Raw genomic sequence first — 19,091 nt, forward strand, 5'->3', positions numbered from 1 at the left:
TCGCACAGCGTAGTCGGGCATCGCCACCCGTCGGTCGCCCGCAGGGCTGACCCGGGTGGACCCCACGCCCGCCTCCCAGACTTGCGAAGTACCCTCTATCGCCATGGGGGACCACGACGACCTGCGTAAATTCATCACTGACCTGGCCGTGGTCCATGGCCGGGTGGTGCTCTCGTCAGGTCGGGAGGCGGACTGGTACGTGGATCTGCGTCGCGTCACGCTCCATCACCGGGCGGCACCGTTGATCGGCCGGGTGATGCGGGACCTCACCGCCGACTGGGCGTACGACGCGGTGGGCGGCCTGACCCTCGGGGCCGACCCGGTGGCCACCGCGATGCTGCACGCCTCGGCCGGAACCGATCGCCCGCTGGACGCCTTCGTGGTCCGCAAGGCGGGCAAGGCGCACGGCCTCCAGCGACGGATCGAGGGCCCGGACGTCGCCGGGCGCCGGGTGCTGGCGGTCGAGGACACCTCGACCACGGGCGGCAGCGTGTTGACCGCTGTCGAGGCATTGCGCGAGGCCGGGGCCGAGGTGGTGGGTGTGGCGGTTATTGTTGATCGAGGCGCCGGCGACGCGGTGCGAGCCGCCGGACTGCCTTATCGGGCGGCCTATACGTTGGCTGACCTCGGCCTTGTGGCGTAAAAGTTTGCCGATTCGGATCTGCTGATATGCAGGCGGATCGATGCTGCTGGTGGAAGGATGGAATACGTGGGAACTGCGTTGGCTGAAATGACCATGCCTCAGATCTCGCCGCTTGCCGGCGAGCCGATCGAACGTGCCGATGCCGAGCGGCTCGCGGGGGTCCTCAAGGCCCTCGCCGACCCCGCCCGGCTGCGGCTGCTCAGCCTGATCCAGTCGGCTCCCGAGGGGGAGGCGTGCGTGTGTGACCTCACCGCGCCGCTCGGCCTCTCGCAGCCGACGGTCAGCCACCACCTGCGCATCCTCACCGAGGCCGGCTTGCTGGAGCGGGAGAAGCGCGGTGTCTGGGCGTACTACCGGCTGGTGCCGACCGCGATCGCGACGATCGCGGATCTGCTCACCCCGCCGCGGAAGCGGGCCACCAAGAAGGCCCGCTGAATCCGGACGTGTCCGAGCGTCGGGTGGCCGCCTCCTCGGGGTGCGGCGACGGGTGGCGTGCCAGGGGTGGCGTCACCATCGGACGGTGACGGCTGTCCGTCATCCGTACCACCCGCAGGTCGACAGGTCGTAGTCGAAGGCCGGCCCCCGAGAGGGGGCCGGCCTTCGGTGTGTCCGGGGTCAGCGGCGGTGCTGGCCGCCGCGCCGGTGCTGGTCGTCGTCACCGTCGACCGCGTCCCGGACCGCCTCCGCGGCGCCGGCGGCGGTGGCCGCGGCGACCACCGCGACCGCCTCGCCACGCTTGCGCGCCCGCCGGTCGCGGAGGAACTCGAAGAAGATCGGCAGCACCGAGATCAGGACGATCAGCGCGACCACCGGCAGGATGTACCGGTCGATCTTGTCGCCGATGGCGTTGTAGATCTGGTCGGCCAGCAGGTAGCCGATCAGCAGGATGCCGTCCACCCAGAGGACCGCCCCGACCACGTTCCACAGGAGGAACTGCCGGGCCGGCATGCCGAGCACCCCGGCCACCGGGTTGAGGAAGGTCCGCACGATCGGGATGAACCGGGCCAGCACCACGGCCTTCGCCGGGCCGAACTTCTGGAAGTAGTACTCGGCCTTCTCCACGTACTCCCGCTTGAACAGCCGGGAGTTGGGGCGGTCGAACATCCGTTTGCCGTAGCGCGCGCCGAGCCAGTGCCCGAGCTGGGCGCCGGCGATCGCGCAGAGCGGGCCGCCGATCAGCAGCCCGGCCAGCGACAGCCGGGTGCCGCTGCCGAAGATCGCGTCGGCCACCGGCGAGGCGGCCACCCCGGCCAGGAAGAGCAGCGAGTCGCCCGGGAAGAAGAACCCGACCAGCAGGCCGGTCTCGGCGAAGAGGATCGCCCAGACGCCGATCATCCCGAAGGTGTGGATGAGGTCCTTCGGGTCGAGCGGGTTCAGGGCCACGCTCTCGGAGAGCACCCGGGTCTTCTCTGCTGTGTCCACGGCCACAAAGGGTACCCGGGCCCGGTCCGGCACCGCGCCGGACCGGGCGGACGGGTCACAGCCGTGGGTCGACCGGCTCGGACTCGCAGGCGAGGATGGCGAAGACCAGCTCGTGGCGCCGCCAGAGCGGGGCGTCGTCGGTCAGCGCGTCCAGGGCGGCCAGGCCCAGCGCGTGCTCGTGCAGGGCCAGCCCGCGCTTGCGCCCCAGCGACCGCTTACGCAGCGCGGTGAGCTGCCCCGGCCCGGTGTACCCGGGACCGTAGATGATCCGCAGGTACTCCCGGCCCCGGCACTTGATCCCCGGCTGGAGCAGCGAACCCTTCGGCGAGCGGGCGGCCAGCCCGGCGTACGGCTTGACCACCATGCCCTCCCCGCCGGCCGCGGTGAGCGACAGCCACCATTCGGTCGCCGCGGCCACCGCCGCCTCGTCGGCCAGGTCGACCACCTGCCGTCGGGTCGGCGTGAAGAACTCCGGGTCGGCGGCGCAGAGCCGGTCGGCCAGCGCCAGGTGCCAGACGTGGTCGCGGTCGGCGTAGCTCGCCCCGGCCCCGGCCAGCACGGCGAACGGCGCCAGCGTCACCCCGCGCAGCCCGTCGGTCGGCCCCACGTACGCCCGGTAGGCCGCCGAGTATGCCTCGACCTCGTCCGCCCGGTCGGCCATCCGGCCGCGCAGCTCACCCACCGGCAGGCCACGCCCGGCGGCGGCGTCCAGCATGCCGAGCACCGCCGGCAGGGCCGCCCGGCCGGCCGCGCCGACCCCGGCGTACTGCTCGCGGATCAGCCCGCCCGCCTTCGCCGACCAAGGCAGCAGCTCGCAGTCGAGGAGCAGCCAGTCGGTGTCCAGCTCCGCCCAGAGGCCGGCCGCGGTGACCGCCGCGCGGACCCGGGCCAGCAGCTCCCCGTCCAGCGGCGGCCCGAAGAACGGCCGGCCGGTGCGGGTGTGCACCGCCCCGCCGGCGAACCGCCCCGGCTCCCGCTCCACCAGCACCACGGCCCGCGAGCCCATGTGCTTCTCCTCGCAGACCACCCGGTCGACGCCGGCCGCCCGGTAGTCGGCGAAGGCCTGAGCCGGGTGCTCCAGGAACCCCTCGACCGTCGAGGTCGAGCAGGGTGCCATGGTCGGCGGCAGCCAGACCAGCAGGTCCGGGTCGAGCGCGTAGCGGCTCATCACCTCCAGCGCGGCGGCCGCGTTCTCGGCCGGCACGGTCAGCGTCCCGTACGCGTGCGCGAAATGCCGCCGACCGGTCACATCGGCCAGGTCGAGCACGGTGTCCGGCCGCGCCGGCTCGGGCGCGACCAGCGGGCGGGCCGGTGCGTACCACTCCTTGACCGCCGGGACGGCGACCAGCTCCTTCTCGGGGTAGCGCAGCGCGGTGAGCTTCCCGCCGAAGACGCAGCCGGTGTCCAGGCAGATGGTGTTGTTCACCCACTCCGGCTCCGGGGTCGGGGTGTGGCCGTAGACGACCATGGCCGAGCCCCGGTAGTCGCGCGCCCACGGGTAGCGCACCGGAAGGCCGTACTCGTCGGTCTCGCCGGTGGTCTCCCCGTAGAGCGCGAACGACCGCACCCGGCCGGACGCCCGTCCGTGGTAGGCCTCCTTGAGGCCGGCGTGCGCCACCACCAGCCGGCCGCCGTCCAGCACGTAGTGGCTGACCAGGCCGTCGATGAAGGCCGCCGTGTCGGCGACGAACTCCGCCGGCTCCGCCTCCAGCTGCGCCATCGTCTCGGCCAGGCCGTGGGTGAGCCGCACGTCCCGGCCGCGCAGCTTGCGCAGCAGCTTCTGCTCGTGGTTGCCCGGCACGCAGATCGCGTGGCCGGCCGCCACCATGCCCATGACCAGGCGCAGCACCCCGGGGGAGTCCGGGCCGCGGTCGACCAGGTCACCGACGAAGACCGCGGTACGCCCCGACGGGTGCACCGCGTCCACCGGGCGACCCGCGTCGTCGCGGTGCAGTGACCAGCCCAGCCGGAGCAGCAGCGCCTCCAGCTCCTCGCGGCAGCCGTGCACATCGCCGACGATGTCGAACGGACCGGTCAGCTCGCGCCGGTCGTTGAACAGCCGCTCGTAACGGATCTCGGCGGTCTCGATCTCCTCGACACCGCGCAGCACGTGCACCTTGCGGAAGCCCTCCCGGGCCAGCTGCCCGTACGACTGCCGCAGGTCGCGCTGCATCCGGGTGAGCACCTGCCGGCCGTGCGTCCGGTCGACCCGGGCCTGCGTACGCTCCCACGCCACCGCCTCCGGCACGTCCAGCACGACCGCCACCGGCAGCACGTCGTGCTCCCGGGCCACCTTGACCAGTGCGGCCCGGGCGTGCGGCTGGAGGTTGGTCGCGTCGACCACGGTGAGCCGGCCCCGGCGCAGCCGGATCCCGGCCACGTGGTGCAGCGCGTCGAACGCGTCACCGGAGGCGGACTGGTCGTTCTCGTCGTCGGCCACCATCCCGCGGAAGGTGTCCGAGGAGAGCACCTGGCTGGGCCGGAAGTGCCGGCGGGCGAACGTCGACTTGCCGGAGCCGGAGACGCCGACCAGCGCCACCAGGGCGAGTTCGGGAATGTCCAGGACGGTCATCGCGTCGTCTCCTCCTTCCGGGTGTTGGTGTCCGTGCTGGTCAGGACGGCGAGCTGGGTCGGGGTGCCCACCTCCGGGTCCTCGTCGCCGATCCCGCCGATCGTGGCGGCGTAGCCGTACGTCGTCGCCACCCGGTCGACCCAGCCGGCGAACTCGGCCCGGGTCCACTCGAAGCGGTGGTCGGCGTGCCGGAACCGGCCCGCCCCCAGCCCCTCGTAGCGGACGTTGTACTCGACGTTCGGCGTGGTCACCACGACCGTGCCGGGCCGGGCGTGACCGAACACCGCGTCCTCCAGGGCCGGCAGCCGCGGCGGGTCGAGGTGCTCGATCACCTCCATGAGCACCGCCGCGTCGTAGCCGCGCAGCCGGTCGTCCCGGTAGGTCAGCGCCGACTGCCGGAGCCGGATCCGGTCCCGCTGCCGCTCCGGCAGCCGGTCCAGCCGCAGCCGCCGGGCGGCCAGGGTGAGCGCGTGGTTGGACACGTCGGTGCCGACGACCTCGGTGAACCGCCGGTCGGCGACCAGCGCGGTGAGCAGCGCGCCGGCCCCGCAGCCCAGGTCCAGCACCCGGGACGCCCCGCTGTCGCGCAGCGCGGCCAGCACCGCCTCGCGCCGGCGTACCGCCAGCGAGGCCCGGGGCGCCTCGGCGGGCTGCTCGGTCTCGACGCTGTCGTCGGCGGCCGGCTCGTCGGCGAGGCGCAGCTCGGCCAGGCGGGCCAGCGCCGCCCCGGCGAGGGCGCGCCGGTGCGCCAGGTAGCGGCGGGTGATCAGACCTCGTTCCGGGTGGTCGGCCAGCCAGCCGGCGCCGGCCCGGAGCAGCTTGTCCACCTCGTCCGGGGCCACCCAGTAGTGCTTGGCGTCGTCCAGCACCGGCAGCAGCACGTAGAGGTGGTTGAGCGCGTCGGCGAGCCGCAGCGTCCCGGTGAGCGTCAGGTCGACGTAGCGGCTGTCACCCCACTCCGGGTACGCCTCGTCCAGCGGAATCGGGGTGGCCGTCACGGCCCAGCCGAGCGGGGCGAACACCCGCGCGGCCAGCTCGGCGCCGCCCCGGCAGCGCAGCACGGGCACCCGCACCTCCAGCGGAATGGCGGTGGCGGCCAGCTCCGGGCGGTCCCGGGACTCGCCGCGCAGGGCCGAGCGGAACACCTTGGCCAGTGCCGAGGAGAGCAGGCTGGACGCCGCGTACGGGCGGTCGTTGACGTACTGCCCGAGGGTGAAGCTGTCCGGGGTGGCCGCCTGCCGGCGGCCCCGGCCGCCGCCCAGCTTGAGCGGGTCGACCTCGACCAGCAGCGCCGCCGTGCACCGCGCCTCGTCCGCCTCGGGGTAGAGCACGTGCGCGGTGCCGGCGGGCAGGTCGAAGCTCTGCACGCGGTCCGGGTGCTTGACGAGGAGGTGGCCGAGGTCGGTGGCGGGGCGGTGGGTCGTGGTCAGGGTCAGCAGCACCCGTCGATGGTGTCAGCTCCGGCGATCTTGCGTCGTCCGGTTTTCCGGCGGACACGGCGATGCCCCGCCGACCGGAGTGGTCGGTGGGGCACCTCGTGGTTCTGGTCGGGCTTCGGTCAGGCGACGAAGCGGGTCTTGCGGCGGCGGGAGACCACGTAGCCGGCCGCACCGGCGGCGAGCAGGAGCGCGCCGACGCCGGCGATCAGGGCGGTGGAGGAGCCGGTGATCGGCAGCGTGCCGCCGTCACCGCCACCCTGCCCACCGTCGCCCGGCGTGCCCGGGGTGCCGCCGCCGGGGGCGGCGTTCACGACGAGCTTGGCCGTGTCGTTGGCCGGGTTGGTGTCGTTCTGGAAGCCCTCACACTGGCACTTGGCGTTGATGGTCACCGTGCCGGTGGCGTTCGGGACGACCTTGTCGATCCGCAGGCCGATCTCGACGGTCTGCTCCTCGCCGACACCGATGAAGATGTCCGGGTAGCACCGGTACGCCTTGGCCCCCGGCTTGCCGGGCTCCTCCCAGTCGCCGTTGTCACCCTTCATCGGGAAGCAGTTGTCCGGCACCCGCACGGCGGTCGTGCCGGTCGGGACCGTCACGTCGATCTTGGTCACCGGCGAGCCGACGCGACCGAAGTCGAGCGACGCGGGGCCGTTGTTCCGGACACCGACGGTCGCGGTGACCACGTCACCGGCCTTGCCGGTCAGTTCGTCGCCGATCGCGGACAGGTCGACACCGTTCTTGCCGGTGACCTTGACCTGCATGCCCGACCAGTTGTTCTCCGGGTTGGGGTCGGCCTGGAAGGACCGCGCCTGCGCGGCCGGCTGCTTGGTGAGCACCAGAGCCTCGTCCGTGCCCGGCTCGCCGATGGAGATGTCCCGGCTGTCCAGGTAGGCGGTGAAGTCGTCGAACTCGTCGACGGTCATCCAGTTGTGGTAGCCGTACTGGGCGCCGGGGGCGTAGGTGTCCTTGGCGAGCACGTACGGCACCGACGCGGCGAAGGTCTCGCCGGCCGCCACCGTGGTGTCGGTGAAGCGGCAGGTACGCAGCCAGTCATCCGCATAGGTGCAGTTGCTGTAGTGCTTGCTCGTGCGGATGCCGTAGTCCAGGTCGAAGATGACCACGGCGCCCTTCGCGGAGGTCTCACCGACGTTGCTCAGCACGAGCGGCGCGGTGAACGAGCCGCCCGGGGCGGCGCTGCGGCTCACCTCGGGGCCACCGGCGAGGTCGACGCCTTCGCCGATCTTCACCTTGGCGGTGTGGCTGGCCGGCTTGACGCCGTCCGCGCTGATCGTGACCTTCAGGTCGCCGGAGTCGCCGTCCTTCGCGCCGGCCGCCGGCGCGATGTTGACGGCGAGCAGGCCGGCGATGCCCCAGTCGTCGATACCGACCTCGAAGTGCTCCTGGCACACCAGGACGCTCTCCTCCGGCGTGGTGCAGTCGCCCTCGATCTCGGGGGTGAGCTTCGCCTTGCCGGCGAGCCCCGAGTAGTCGTAGCGGACGGTGAGGTTGTTGACCACAGTCGGCTCGCTCGCGTACACGATCGGCGAGTCGGTCTTGCCCTCGCTGCCGAGGGCGACGGTGGTGTCGTTGAAGTAGAGACTCAGCGCCACAGCGGGTTCCTCGGCCGCCGCGGGGGTGGCGGAGGCGGCGACGAACGCGCCTGCGACGCCCAACCCGGCGAGCCAGCGCCGGGTGGAGTTGGTGAGCATGGTTGGGGGTTCCTCCCGTGAATGATCAGGTGGAGCCCGTGGAGCTTAAAGAACCGTTAAGTCGCCCCGCTGCCCCGGGGAGCTCTCACCGGCAGATATTGACCGAACGGCTGATCAGAGTCGGTGCAATGTTCCGCCGGCCCGTACCCGTCAACAGGGCGGGACACCGGGAGGTGCAGTGACGTACGAGGAGTTCGCCGACGCGCGGCTGGGCGCCCTGCTGCGGTACGCGGTCATGCTGACCGGGGATCCGCACCAGGCCCAGGATCTGGTGCAGGAGACGATGGTCCGGGTCCAGCTCAACTGGCGCCGGGTCGCCCGCAGCGACGCGCCGGAGCGGTACGTGCGCCGGATGCTCACCAACCAGTTCGTCGACTGGCGGCGCGGCTCGTGGGCGCGCCGGGTGCTGCTGCGCGGCGAGCCGGACGAGGCGGTGCCGGCGCCGAGTGACCACGCGCAGTCCGCGGTGGACCGGGACCAGGTCTGGTCCTGGTTGTCCCGGCTGCCCCGGCGCCAGCGGGCCACGCTGGTGCTGCGCTACTACGAGGACCTGCCCGACGCGGAGATCGCCGAGATTCTCGGCTGCGCCGTCGGCACCGTCCGCTCCTGCATCTCCCGGGCCCTGGCCACCCTCCGAGCCGAGTACGTGGAGGTCTGCTGATGATCGAGGACGACCTGCGGGCCGCGTTCGCCCGGCGCGAGGCGCTCACCCCGCCCACCGGCCCGGTCCGGGCCGCCATCGACCGGGTCGTGGTCCGCCGCCGGCGCCGCCGGCTCCGGCTCCGGCTGGCGGGCACGGCGTTGGCGGTGGTGGCCGCCGCGCTGGCCGGCTTCACCGCCATCGCGCCGGGTCAGCCGGAGACCGCGGACCTGGTGGCGGGGCCCTCGCCGACGCCCACCGGCGCGCTGAACGTGCTGCTCCTCGGCTTGGACCAGGCCGGCGGGGGCCGGCGCGCCGACTCCGTGCTGTTGGTGCACGTCCCGGCGGACCGCAGCCGGCTCTACCTGGTCTCCCTGCCGCGCGACCTGCTGGTGCCGATCCCGGGCCGGGGGACCGACAAGCTCAACGCGTCCTTCGCCTTCGGCGCCGGGCCGGCCGGGAAGGATCTGGCCGCCGGATACCAGGCGACCCGAGAGGTGGTCGCCCAGGTCACCGGCGTACGGATCGACGCCGGCGCGGTGCTCACCTACCGGGCGGCCCGCGAGCTCACCGACGCGGTCGGCGGCGTGTCGGTGTGCCTGCCGACGGCGATCCGCTCGCACCACACCCGGCGGGCCTATCCCGCCGGTTGCCAGCGGCTCGACGGCACCGCCGCGGTGGACGTGCTCCGCCAGCGGTACGGCATGCCTGACGGCGGCCTGGACCGGGACCGGAACGCCGGCCGGTACGCGGCCGGACTGCTCCGCCGGGTCGAGGAGCAGGGCGTGCTGACCAACCCGGTGCTGCTCAGCCGGCTGCTCACGAAGGTCGGTTCGGGCCCGGTGACCGACACCGGGGAGCTGTCCCTGCCGGCCGTGATCTCGGCGGCGGGGAAAGCGGCCACCGCCGAGCCCGTCGCCGTGGGCCTGCCGGTCCGGTATCAGGAGAAGCAGCCGTACGGGTTCCGGCTCGACCCCGCGCTGGCCCCCGGCCTGCTCGACGCGCTGCGCGGCGACCAGCTCGGTGCGTGGACCGCTGCCCACCCGGAACAGGTCACCAGCCTGCGCTGATGCGGGCGGGGCCAGCCGGCCCCGCCCGCGCGGCTCAGCGGTAGTCGTCCTCGTCGGCGGTGACCACCCGGGCCTGCTCCATGGCGTCCCAGTCGCCGACCTCCAGCCCCCGGTGCGGCTCGCCGTCGGCGTCGTCGGGGGTGACCGCCGCAGCCTGCTCGACCGCGTCGGCCGGCTCCGCCTCCAGGTCCCGCTCCTCCGGAGCGAGGTGGTCGCTCGGGGCGAAGTCCTCGTCGGGCTGACCCATCTTCCCTCCCTGGATCTCGGTGCGGACAGTTCCCACCACACCGTACGGGCTGACCCGGGTCCCCGCTCGGGAGCGGGGTGGAACGGTGGAGTCGGCGATTGTCCCCTCCGGGGCGAGCACCCGGTGCCAGGATGATGGCGTGGGGTTCCTGATCCGGCTGGCGATCACCGCGATCGCACTGTGGATCACCACGCTCATCGTGCCCGGCGTGGAGGTGACCGGCCGCAACGGGGCGAACACGGCGTTCACCCTGGTCGTGGTGGCGCTCATCTTCGGCGTGGTCAACGCCGTGCTGAAGCCGGTCATCAAGGTGTTCGGCTGCGTGTTCTACCTGCTCACACTCGGTCTGTTCGCGCTCGTGGTCAACGCCCTGCTGTTCCTGCTCACCGACTGGATCGCCCGCGGGCTGGATCTGCCGTTCCACGTGGACGGCTTCTGGGCGGCCTTCTGGGGCGCCATCGTGATGGCGGTGGTGAGCTGGCTGATCAGCGTCGTGGTGCCGGACAGGCTGGGGAAGCGGTGAGCGGTTCCCGGGTCGGTTGTGTCCGCCGCGCGCTCCTACGGGATACTTCCCGCGGTGGACAGCGCGGTCCGGCGCACCCAAGGAAGAGAGCGGCCTGCACGGCCGAGAGCGGTAAGTAAGGAGCGTTCGACATGCCCATCGCTTCCCCCGAGGCCTACGCGGAGATGCTGGACCGGGCCAAGGCCGGCCGGTACGCGTACCCCGCGATCAACGTGACCTCCTCCCAGACGCTGAACGCGGCGCTCAAGGGCTTCGCCGACGCGGAGAGCGACGGCATCATCCAGGTCTCCACCGGCGGGGCGGAGTACCTGTCCGGCCCGTCCGTGAAGGACATGGTGACCGGCGCGGTGGCCTTCGCGGCGTACGCGCACGAGGTGGCCAAGAAGTACCCGGTGAACATCGCGCTGCACACCGACCACTGCCCGAAGGACAAGCTGGACAAGTTCGTCCGGCCGCTGATGGCCATCTCGCAGGAGCGCGTGAAGAACGGCCAGGAGCCGCTCTTCCAGTCGCACATGTGGGACGGCTCGGCCGTGCCGGTGGCGGAGAACCTGGAGATCGCCGAGAAGCTGCTCACCGAGGCCGCCAAGGGCAAGATCGTCCTCGAGATCGAGGTCGGCGTCGTCGGCGGCGAGGAGGACGGCGTCGAGAACGCCATCAACGAGAAGCTCTACACCACCGTCGAGGACGGTCTGGCCATGGTCGACGCGCTCGGCCTCGGCGAGAAGGGCCGCTACATGGCGGCGCTGACCTTCGGCAACGTGCACGGCGTCTACAAGCCGGGCAACGTCAAGCTCCGCCCGGAGGTGCTCCACCACATCCAGGTGGCGGTCGGCGCCAAGTACGGCAAGGAGAAGCCGCTCAGCCTGGTCTTCCACGGCGGTTCCGGCTCGCTGCTGTCGGAGATCCGCGAGGCGCTGGACTACGGCGTGGTGAAGATGAACATCGACACCGACACCCAGTACACCTTCACCCGGCCGGTCGCGGACCACATGTTCCGGAACTACGACGGCGTGCTCAAGGTCGACGGCGAGGTCGGCAACAAGAAGATGTACGACCCGCGCGTCTGGGGCAAGGCCGCCGAGGCCGGCATGGCCGCCCGCGTCGTGGAGGCCTGCGAGCACCTGCGCTCCACCGGCACCACGATGAAGTGACCACCGCGTGAGCCGGAGGCCGGCACCCGATCGGGTGCCGGCCTCCGCGCGTCTCAGCTCGCGGTGAGCACCCGAACCGCCTCGCGGACGTCGTCGGTCAGGTGGACCGTGGCCGACAGGTCGCCGAACGGGGAGGCCGCGAAGAGCGGCCGCAGCAGCGACTCCACCGGCAGCTCGGTGGTCCAGTAGGTCCGATCCAGGAAGACGTACGCGCCGCTCGCCCCGTCGGTGCCGTAGTAGGTCTTGGTGGCCGCCTGGAACACCTCCTGCACCGTGCCGGCCCGGCCGGGCGCGAAGACGATCCCGCCCCGGGCCAGCCGGAGGATGGTGTCCTCCCGGATGGCGTTGGAGAAGTACTTGGCGATCCGCCCGGCGAACAGGTTCGCCGGCTCGTGGCCGTACAGCCAGGTGGGGATGGCCAGGCCGCCCGAGCGGGCCCATTCGGTGCCGGCCGCCGCCGGGCGGGGCGTGGGCAGGGTCGGCCCGGCCGCGTACCGGGCCCGGACCTGCAGCGCCGCGTCCGTGTAGCGGTCGTGGTCGGTGAAGTCGGGCGCGCCGGCCAGCAGGTCGATCGCCGCGGTCAGCTCCTCCGCCGGCCAGGCCGCGAGGAACGCGCCCAGGTTGGCCGCCTCCATCACGCCGGGACCGCCACCGGTCACCACGAGCCGGTCGGCCCGCGCCAGCTCCCAGCCCAGCACCGCCGCCATCCGGTACGCGGCGCTGCCGCGCGGCACGGCGTGCCCGCCCATCACGCCCACCACGGACTGCGGCCCGTGCACGGCCAGCCAGGCCCGGGTGGCGTCGGCCAGGGCGTTGTCCACGCCGTGGTCGTGCAGCCGCTGGCCGAGCGCCTCCCGCACGTCGGGCAGGGCGCCGCCGTGCGCCCGGAAGTGCGCGTAGACCCGGGTGTCGTACATCCCGGCGAAGCCGCCCTCGGCGAAGCCGGCGGCCAGGTCGTCGGCGGTGTAGAGGTGGGCCGGCTGGGTCGGGTAGGGCAGCCCGGAGAAGGGCGGGACGACGTTCGCGCCACGCCGGACCAGGTCGGCGCCGACCTCGCGGTCGGCGAACCGGCAGCCCACGAAGAGGGTGCCGGCGACCTCGACGCCGCGCAGGTCGGGGACCGGGTCCAGGTCGAGGCGGAGACCCTGCACGGTCAGGCCGGCGAGGCTCCCCTCGGCCAGCCGCCGGTCGAACTCGGTCCGGGTCTCGATCTCGTCGATGCTGGTGTCGTGCGGCTCGATGACGTCCGCGGGCGGTGGGGTGGGCACCAGGTCATCCTGCCCCGGGGCGGCAAGCCGGCAAACCCGGGCGGCACGGACAGGAGCCCGGTGGCCAGGCCGCCGGGCTCCTGCACTACCCGGTCCTGGGGAGGCTCCGGATCTGTAGTTGTAGTGGAAAAAGCTCCGCCGCGGCATGGGCCGCGGGTACGTGGGCGGGACGCCGCAGGCGTGACGAAACCCTCAGCCGTTCAGCCGACCGACTGTCCGGACCCCCTCGCGTGGCCCAGGGCGAAGCGGGTTGAATGGGGCGATGCAGAACCTGTTGCCTGAGCCACCGGCCACCCTCCTGCCCGTGCACGAGGAGGCCGACGCCGCGCTGGCGGCCGCCGCCGAGCAGGACACCGACGAGGCGTTCGCCGAGGTCGCGGCCCGCTTCCCCACCTACAGCGCGGGCTGGGCGGCGCTGGCCACCCGGGCGCTCGCCGCGGGCCAGGTCATCCCGGCGTACGCGTACGCCCGCACCGGCTACCACCGGGGTCTCGACCAGCTCCGCCGCAGCGGCTGGAAGGGCCACGGCCCGGTGCCCTGGTCGCACCGGCCCAACCGGGGCTTCCTCCGCTGCCTCTACGTGCTCTCCCGGGCGGCCGGCGAGATCGGCGAGGCGGACGAGGCGGCGCGCTGCGCGCAGTTCCTCCGCGACTGCGACCCGGCCGCCGGGGACGCCCTGGCCAGCCACTGACCCGGCCGGCGGCCGGTTCCCCGCGAGGAGCCGGCCGTCGCGCCCGTCCTACAGCCCCTCCGCCACCGATGCGGCGATCTTCAGCCAGGCGTCTTGGGTGGCCGAGGAGAGCTGGCCGTACCGGATCGGCTCGCCGGTGTCGATGAGCCGCTCGTACGGCGCCAGCAGCACCGCCCGGGTCCGCGCGGCGAAGTGCTCCTGGATGGCCGGCAGGTCGATCTCCTTGCGCGACGGCGGCATCGACACCACAGTCACCGCCTGCCGGACCAGCCGCTGCCGGCCGCTCTGCTCCAGGTGGTCGAGCATCCGGGCGGCGGTCTCGGCCGAGTCGTTCCGCGCCGACATGGTGACCACCAGCTGGTCGGTGGCGTCCATGGCGGCCTGCCAGTTCTGCGCGCGGACGTTGTTCCCGGTGTCCACGAAGATCAGCTTGTAGAAGCGGCTGACCACCTCGCGGATCTCGGCGAACGCGGCGGCCGTCAACATCTCGCCGCCGGTCGCCGACTCGTCCGAGGCGAGCACGTCGAACATCCCCTCGCCCTGCGAGCGGACGTACTGCGACAGGTCGCCGACCCGGCCGTGCGGCCCCTGGAACTGGGCCAGGTCGCGCAGCATGTCCCGGACCGTGCGGGAGTGGAAGTCCTGCTGGGCCCGCATCCCGAGGGTGCCCTGGGTCTCGTTGTTGTCCCAGGCCAGCACGTAGCCGCCGCGCTTCTGGCCGAAGGTCATGGCGAGCAGCAGGATGGCGACCGTCTTGCCGGCGCCGCCCTTCGGGTTGACCACGGTCACCTGGCGCAGCCCGCCGAAGTTGCGGCGCACCATCTCGATGTCGCGCCGCATCTCCTGCTCCTGCCGCCCCGGCGGGAGCCGGACCAGCCCGATCTTGTTGACCACCGCGCGGACGCCCATGGTGGCGACCGGGTCGGCCGGTCGGACCTGCCGCCGCCGGGCGAAGTCCTCCGCCGTCGGCGGGGCACCGCTCGCCGCCGTCCAGCCCTGCTCCGGGTACGCTCCCGGCCCCGGCTGCTGCGGCCCCGGCTGCGGGGACGGCCCGGGCTGCTGCGGTGGCGCCGGTGGTTGGTGCGGTGTGCCCGGCTGCGGGGGCGGGCCGGCCTGCTGCGGCCAGGCGGGCGGATACCAGCCGGCCGTCCCGGCCTGCGGCGGCGCCGGTTGCCCGTAGCCGACCGGTCCCGGCGGGTACGCCGTCCCGTCGCCGTAGGGCTGCTGGAGCGGCACACCCGGTGAGGGCGGGAACGGGCCGAGCCGCGGCGCCGCGGCCTCGGGCGACCCACCGGTGCTCTCGGGGCCGCCGTGGGAATCGTCCGACGCCGGTGGGGCGGCTCCGGCCTCGGCCGCCACCGGCCAGGGAACGGTGGGGCCGGTGGTGGGCTGCGTCGGGCCGGCGGTGCCGGGTGGGGTCGCTGGTCCGGTGGTGGGCGGCTGGACCGGGCTGCCGACCTGGTCCGATGGCGGAACCGGTCCGGTCTGTCGTGCCGGCGTGGCGGGGTCGGGGGTCGCACGCTGCGGAGGCTGCGCCCAGGGGGACTCCGGCCGGCCGTTCGGCGGGCCGGCCCCGCCGTCGCCGGGGCTCTCCGCTCCACCGGGCGTTCCGGCGTCGGTCGCGGCATCCGCCCGGACCACGTCCGCCGGTCCTCGGTTGGTCGTCACCGGGCCGCCGGCCGCGCCGTCGGGCTCGGCCGCGCCGTGCAGGCCGGCCGTGCCCTGCATGCCGTCCGGTTGGTCGAGGGTGAACGGCAGGTTCAGGTCGACCGAGGGCTGCGCCGCGCGGGGCGCGGGCACGTCGTCATCGGTCCGCATCGCGTCGGGAGCGGGCGGACGCGGCCACGGGGTCGACGGCGGCGCGTCGGCGGGCGGAACGGGCCAGGCCGGCGCGTTCGGCTGGGCCGGGGCCGCCCACGGCGGGGCGGTGACGACCGGGTCGGTCTGCTCGGGCGGCCAGAGCGGTTCGATGTCCCGCTCCGGCACCTGCGGTTGACCCGGCACGTGGGCCCGGTCGGCATTCTCGTGCACCACGGTTCCTCCCCATTCCTCCCGCCCGAGGATAGGCCGTCCGGTCGGCCGGATGGCCCGAGCGGGATCGATGGAGGTCAGACCGTCCAGACCGCCCAGGCGCCCGGCTCGGTCCACCAGGACCGCTTCCGGCCCAGCTCCCCCTCGACGCCGTCGTCGAGGAAGGGCACCTTCCCGTCGCGGGGTACGACCGCCGCCGCGCGGCCGCGGGCCCGGCGCACCTCCAGCCGTACCCTCTTCCTGCCCAACGCGGACCGGGTGACCACGGGCACGGCCACGGCCACCTCGACCCGGCCGTCGGACGGGTCCGGATCGGCCAGCAACGTCACGTCGTCCAGGCGCGCGTACCCGCCGGCGTTGCCGATCGCGCAGGCCATGATCGGCTCCTCGCCATTGCTCAGCAGGGTGCCGTCGACCTCGACCCGGGCCCGCCAGTGCAGCGGCCGGCCCGCGTCGTCGGCCGCGCCCAGCAGCGCGCCGTCCAGCGTCACCGAGCCGCCGTCGTTGCGCAGCAGGTCGAGCCTGCGGGCGGTGCCGTCCAGCACCGCGGCGGCCACCGCCGCCGGGTCGCGGGGCAGGCCGAGCTGCGCGGCCAGATCACGCGCCGTCCCGGACCGGGCCGGGTCGAGCGGGAGTACGGCGACCGGGGGCAGGTCGGGCACCGTCCGGTTGTCGGCCAGGTCGGCGGGGCGGCGGCTGGGCGGCGGAGCGTACCGCCGGACCAGCCGGCGTAGCACGGCGCGCAACTGTCCGTTACTCGCCGTGGCGACGACCAGCCGGGTCTTGGAGTCGGGGTCGGGCCAGGTGAGGCCGTCGGCGCGGGGCGGGCCGTCGAGGCGGGCCAGCACCTCGTCGATCTCCGCGTCCGAGCGGGCGGTCACCGTCTCCACCCGGGCACCCCGGGCGGTCAGCGCGTCCGCGCAGGCCAGCACCGGTACGCGCGGCGTCTCGCAGCGCTCCTCGGGCCGCTCGCCGGCCGCCTCCGAGGCACCACCGCAGCAGGCTCCACCGCTGCCGCAGCCACCGCCGGGAGCGTCCCGCTCCGAGCCGAGGGTGAGCAGCACCACGTCGTACACGAAGGAGCCTCCTGCTTCTCGACGAACCCCTGCCGGTCCCGCCGTCACTACTTGTTAGCCTGACACCCCGGGCTCGCCGACCGGTCGCCACCTGGCACCCGAGCCTTCTGGAGGCGGAGAAGATGCCAGCGATCGTGCTCATCGGCGCTCAGTGGGGCGACGAGGGCAAGGGCAAGGTTACCGACCTGCTGGGTGAGCGGGTCGACTACGTCGTGCGCTACTCCGGCGGCAACAACGCCGGCCACACGGTGATCACCCCGGACGGCCAGAAGTACGCGCTGCACCTGATGCCGTCCGGCGCGCTGTCGCCGAACGCGATGATCGTCATCGGCAACGGCGTGGTGGTCGACCCGAAGGTGCTGCTGGAGGAGATCGACGGCCTCGCCGAGCGGGGCGTGGACGTCTCCCGGCTGCGGATCTCGGGTGACGCGCACCTCATCATGCCGCACCACCGGGCGCTGGACCGGGTGGTCGAGCGCTACCTGGGCAGCTCCCGGATCGGCACCACCGGCCGGGGCATCGGCCCCGCGTACGGCGACAAGGTCGCCCGGATGGGCATCCGGCTCCAGGATCTGCTGGACCCCGGCATCCTGCGCAAGAAGCTGGAGCTGGCGCTCCGCGAGAAGAACCAGCTGCTGTTCAAGGTCTACAACCGCAAGGCGATCGACCTCGACGCGACGATCGAGGAGTACCTGGGCTACGCGGAGCGGCTCACGCCGTACATCGCGGAGACCCGGGTCATGCTCTGGGACGCGCTGGACCGCGGCGAGACCGTCCTGCTGGAGGGCGCCCAGGCCACCATGCTCGACATGGACCACGGCACCTACCCCTTCGTCACCTCGTCGAACCCAACGGCGGGCGGGGCGTGCGTGGGCGCGGGCATCCCGCCGACCGCCATCACCAAGGTCATCGCGGTGAGCAAGGCGTACACCACCCGGGTGGGTTCCGGCCCGTTCCCGACCGAGCTGTTCGACGACAACGGCCAGCACCTGCGCAAGGTCGGCCACGAGTACGGCACCACCACCGGCCGCGAGCGCCGCACCGGCTGGTTCGACGCCGTCGTGGCCCGGTACGCCTGCCGCCTCAACGGCGTCACCGACCTGGTCATCACCAAGCTGGACGTGCTGACCGGCATGCCCAAGGTGCCGCTCTGCGTCGGCTACGAGATCAACGGCGTGCGCTTCGACGACATGCCGATGACGCAGACCGACTTCCACCACGCCACCCCGGTCTACGAAGAGCTCGACGGCTGGTGGGAAGACATCACCAAGGCCAGAACCGAGGAAGACCTCCCGGAGAACGCCCGACGCTACATCGCCCGCATCGAGGAACTCTGCGGCACCAAGGTCAGCATCGTGGGCGTAGGCCCCGGCCGCGAGGAAAACGTAATCCGCCACCCCCTCCTCCCCTAACCAACCCCGCCCTCCCGGGCCCTCTCGCGTCGGCCCGCGTCGGCCGGCCCCGGTGATCATGAAGTTATTGCTCGGACACGCCGAGTTCGGTCGCAATAACTTCATGATCAACCCTGCCGGTTGTCGTCTGTGTCCACAGGGTTGTCCACAGGGGTCGTAAGTTCGGGCGGGGCGGTGGATCGTGCCGGGTTGTGGATGCTCTGGCGATCGTGCGGCGGGTTGCCGCGGCTCGAGACGGTGTGGTGACGCTGGCTCAGGCGCGTGCCGCCGGCTTCAGCGGGCACGAGGTGCAGCGCATGTGCCGGGCGGGCCGGTGGCGTCCCCTGGCCCGTGGCGTCCCCTGGCCCGTGGCGGCTATCTGGTCGACGCGGACGCCTACGACGACATCCCCCCGACGTGCGCGGATCAGAGCGGCAGTCGCCTCGTTCGGTCCGGGCGCCACGGCAGTGCTCGGCACCGCCGCCGAGTTGCACCGCATCGAGGGACTGCCGCGCAGCGACGTGATCCACCTGTCGGTGCCTGGCCCTGCGGCGCGACCGGTCCGTGCGTCCCATCCCGAGGTGGCGGTGCGTCAGTTCGTCATCGGGCCCGGGCAGGTCCTGCGTGTGGCCGGGGTCATGGCGACCAGTCCGCTACGCACGGTGGCCGATCTCGTGCTGCGGGAGGACCGGTACCAGGCGGTCTCGCTGTTGGATTCCGCGCTGAACCGACGCCTGCTCGATCCGGGCGATCTCGAACGGATCCCGTCGCTGCTCCGCGGGCGACGCGGCGCAGTCGCCGCGCGTGGCCACCTCGCCGAGGCGAACGGCCTGGCCCAGTCGCCGCTGGAGACGCGTACCCGGCTTCGCTGCGTTGACGGCCGGATCCCGCCGGACGCCCTTCAGGTGGAGGTGCGCGACGGCGACGGCTACCTGCTGGGCGTCGGTGACCTGGGCTGGCGCGCCGCCCGGGTCATCGCCGAGGCGGACGGCCGGCGGGCGCATGGCGGGCCGAGCGCGCTCTACGCCGATCGGCACCGGCAGAATCGCCTGGTCAACGCCGGCTGGACGGTGCTGCGCTTCACCTGGGCCGACACCCTCCGCCCCGACTACATCCCCTGGGTGGTCCGACAGGCGGTCAACGCGCGGAGACCACCATCCGGGCGGGGCGCCTCATGATCGACGGGGCGGGGTGGGGTGGTCAGTAGGATGCGCT

17 protein-coding genes and 1 pseudogene are annotated in these 19,091 nt (G+C 73.2%); 10 read left to right on the forward strand and 8 right to left on the reverse strand.

Annotated features, from left to right (window positions below):
- Positions 1-103: 103 nt before the first annotated feature.
- Together pyrE and AC0OLQ_RS01880 are read left to right on the forward strand one after the other, a co-directional pair.
- Positions 104-643, forward strand: coding sequence for an orotate phosphoribosyltransferase (gene pyrE, locus AC0OLQ_RS01875; RefSeq protein ID WP_355634566.1), 540 nt, complete (start codon positions 104-106; stop codon positions 641-643).
- Positions 644-700: 57 nt separating this feature from the next.
- A complete protein-coding gene (locus AC0OLQ_RS01880; RefSeq protein WP_007073957.1) occupies positions 701-1,078 on the forward strand; it encodes an ArsR/SmtB family transcription factor in 378 nt (125 codons plus the stop codon).
- Positions 1,079-1,258: 180 nt separating this feature from the next.
- On the opposite strand, the gene AC0OLQ_RS01885 is transcribed toward AC0OLQ_RS01880, so the two are convergent.
- From AC0OLQ_RS01885 to AC0OLQ_RS01900, 4 genes are all read right to left on the reverse strand, one after another.
- The gene (locus AC0OLQ_RS01885; RefSeq protein ID WP_484529947.1) at positions 1,259-2,071 is read right to left on the reverse strand and encodes a DedA family protein; all 813 of its coding nucleotides are present in this window, start codon (positions 2,069-2,071) and stop codon (positions 1,259-1,261) included.
- Positions 2,072-2,120: 49 nt separating this feature from the next.
- Positions 2,121-4,637: a polynucleotide kinase-phosphatase gene (locus tag AC0OLQ_RS01890; protein WP_484529948.1), complete on the reverse strand. Its 2,517-nt coding sequence runs from the start codon at positions 4,635-4,637 to the stop codon at positions 2,121-2,123.
- Positions 4,634-6,079 (reverse strand): 3' terminal RNA ribose 2'-O-methyltransferase Hen1, encoded by a 1,446-nt coding sequence (locus AC0OLQ_RS01895; protein WP_484529949.1) that lies wholly within the window; start codon positions 6,077-6,079, stop codon positions 4,634-4,636. Before AC0OLQ_RS01895 ends, AC0OLQ_RS01890 begins: the two co-directional genes overlap by 4 nt.
- Positions 6,080-6,195: 116 nt before the next feature.
- Positions 6,196-7,785 (reverse strand): LPXTG cell wall anchor domain-containing protein, encoded by a 1,590-nt coding sequence (locus AC0OLQ_RS01900; RefSeq protein WP_484529950.1) that lies wholly within the window; start codon positions 7,783-7,785, stop codon positions 6,196-6,198.
- Positions 7,786-7,963: 178 nt separating this feature from the next.
- On the opposite strand from AC0OLQ_RS01900, the gene AC0OLQ_RS01905 reads away from it, so the two are divergent.
- Both AC0OLQ_RS01905 and AC0OLQ_RS01910 read left to right on the forward strand, forming a co-directional pair.
- Positions 7,964-8,446, forward strand: a complete 483-nt coding sequence (locus AC0OLQ_RS01905; RefSeq protein ID WP_357332151.1) for a SigE family RNA polymerase sigma factor — start codon at positions 7,964-7,966, stop codon at positions 8,444-8,446.
- Entirely contained in the window at positions 8,446-9,495 is a 1,050-nt protein-coding gene (locus AC0OLQ_RS01910; RefSeq protein WP_484529951.1) for an LCP family protein, read from the forward strand. The genes AC0OLQ_RS01905 and AC0OLQ_RS01910 overlap by 1 nt, the downstream gene beginning before the upstream one ends.
- A 34-nt stretch (positions 9,496-9,529) precedes the next feature.
- Here AC0OLQ_RS01910 and AC0OLQ_RS01915 read toward each other — a convergent pair whose 3' ends face one another.
- The gene (locus tag AC0OLQ_RS01915; RefSeq protein ID WP_262283518.1) at positions 9,530-9,742 is read right to left on the reverse strand and encodes a hypothetical protein; all 213 of its coding nucleotides are present in this window, start codon (positions 9,740-9,742) and stop codon (positions 9,530-9,532) included.
- A gap of 139 nt (positions 9,743-9,881) precedes the next feature.
- Between AC0OLQ_RS01915 and AC0OLQ_RS01920 the strand changes: the two genes are divergently transcribed.
- The gene (locus tag AC0OLQ_RS01920) at positions 9,882-10,265 is read left to right on the forward strand and encodes a phage holin family protein (RefSeq protein WP_262283517.1); all 384 of its coding nucleotides are present in this window, start codon (positions 9,882-9,884) and stop codon (positions 10,263-10,265) included.
- A 131-nt stretch (positions 10,266-10,396) separates the two neighbouring features.
- A complete protein-coding gene (fbaA, locus tag AC0OLQ_RS01925; RefSeq protein WP_484529952.1) occupies positions 10,397-11,419 on the forward strand; it encodes a class II fructose-bisphosphate aldolase in 1,023 nt (340 codons plus the stop codon).
- Positions 11,420-11,472: 53 nt separating this feature from the next.
- Here the strand turns inward: fbaA and AC0OLQ_RS01930 are convergent, their stop codons facing one another.
- Positions 11,473-12,687, reverse strand: a complete 1,215-nt coding sequence (locus tag AC0OLQ_RS01930; protein ID WP_484529953.1) for an LOG family protein — start codon at positions 12,685-12,687, stop codon at positions 11,473-11,475.
- A gap of 262 nt (positions 12,688-12,949) precedes the next feature.
- On the opposite strand from AC0OLQ_RS01930, the gene AC0OLQ_RS01935 reads away from it, so the two are divergent.
- Positions 12,950-13,378, forward strand: coding sequence for a DUF3151 domain-containing protein (locus AC0OLQ_RS01935; RefSeq protein WP_484529954.1), 429 nt, complete (start codon positions 12,950-12,952; stop codon positions 13,376-13,378).
- A gap of 48 nt (positions 13,379-13,426) precedes the next feature.
- On the opposite strand, the gene AC0OLQ_RS01940 is transcribed toward AC0OLQ_RS01935, so the two are convergent.
- Both AC0OLQ_RS01940 and AC0OLQ_RS01945 read right to left on the reverse strand, forming a co-directional pair.
- Positions 13,427-15,412 carry a MinD/ParA family ATP-binding protein gene (locus AC0OLQ_RS01940; RefSeq protein ID WP_484529955.1) on the reverse strand — a complete coding sequence of 662 codons (1,986 nt, stop codon included), beginning with the start codon at positions 15,410-15,412 and terminating at the stop codon, positions 13,427-13,429.
- Positions 15,413-15,486: 74 nt separating this feature from the next.
- Entirely contained in the window at positions 15,487-16,485 is a 999-nt protein-coding gene (locus AC0OLQ_RS01945; protein WP_484529956.1) for a diacylglycerol kinase family protein, read from the reverse strand.
- Between the two features lie 122 nt (positions 16,486-16,607).
- Here AC0OLQ_RS01945 and AC0OLQ_RS01950 point away from each other — a divergent pair, with 122 nt between their 5' ends.
- From AC0OLQ_RS01950 to AC0OLQ_RS01960, 3 genes and pseudogenes are all read left to right on the forward strand, one after another.
- Positions 16,608-17,897, forward strand: a complete 1,290-nt coding sequence (locus tag AC0OLQ_RS01950) for an adenylosuccinate synthase (RefSeq protein WP_484529957.1) — start codon at positions 16,608-16,610, stop codon at positions 17,895-17,897.
- Positions 17,898-18,106: 209 nt separating this feature from the next.
- Positions 18,107-18,223: pseudogene (locus tag AC0OLQ_RS01955) on the forward strand (type IV toxin-antitoxin system AbiEi family antitoxin domain-containing protein); the annotation flags it as partial.
- A 234-nt stretch (positions 18,224-18,457) separates the two neighbouring features.
- The gene (locus AC0OLQ_RS01960; RefSeq protein ID WP_484532241.1) at positions 18,458-19,054 is read left to right on the forward strand and encodes a hypothetical protein; all 597 of its coding nucleotides are present in this window, start codon (positions 18,458-18,460) and stop codon (positions 19,052-19,054) included.
- Positions 19,055-19,091: the final 37 nt, after the last annotated feature.

Source organism: Micromonospora sp. Utrum1, from assembly GCF_057197805.1.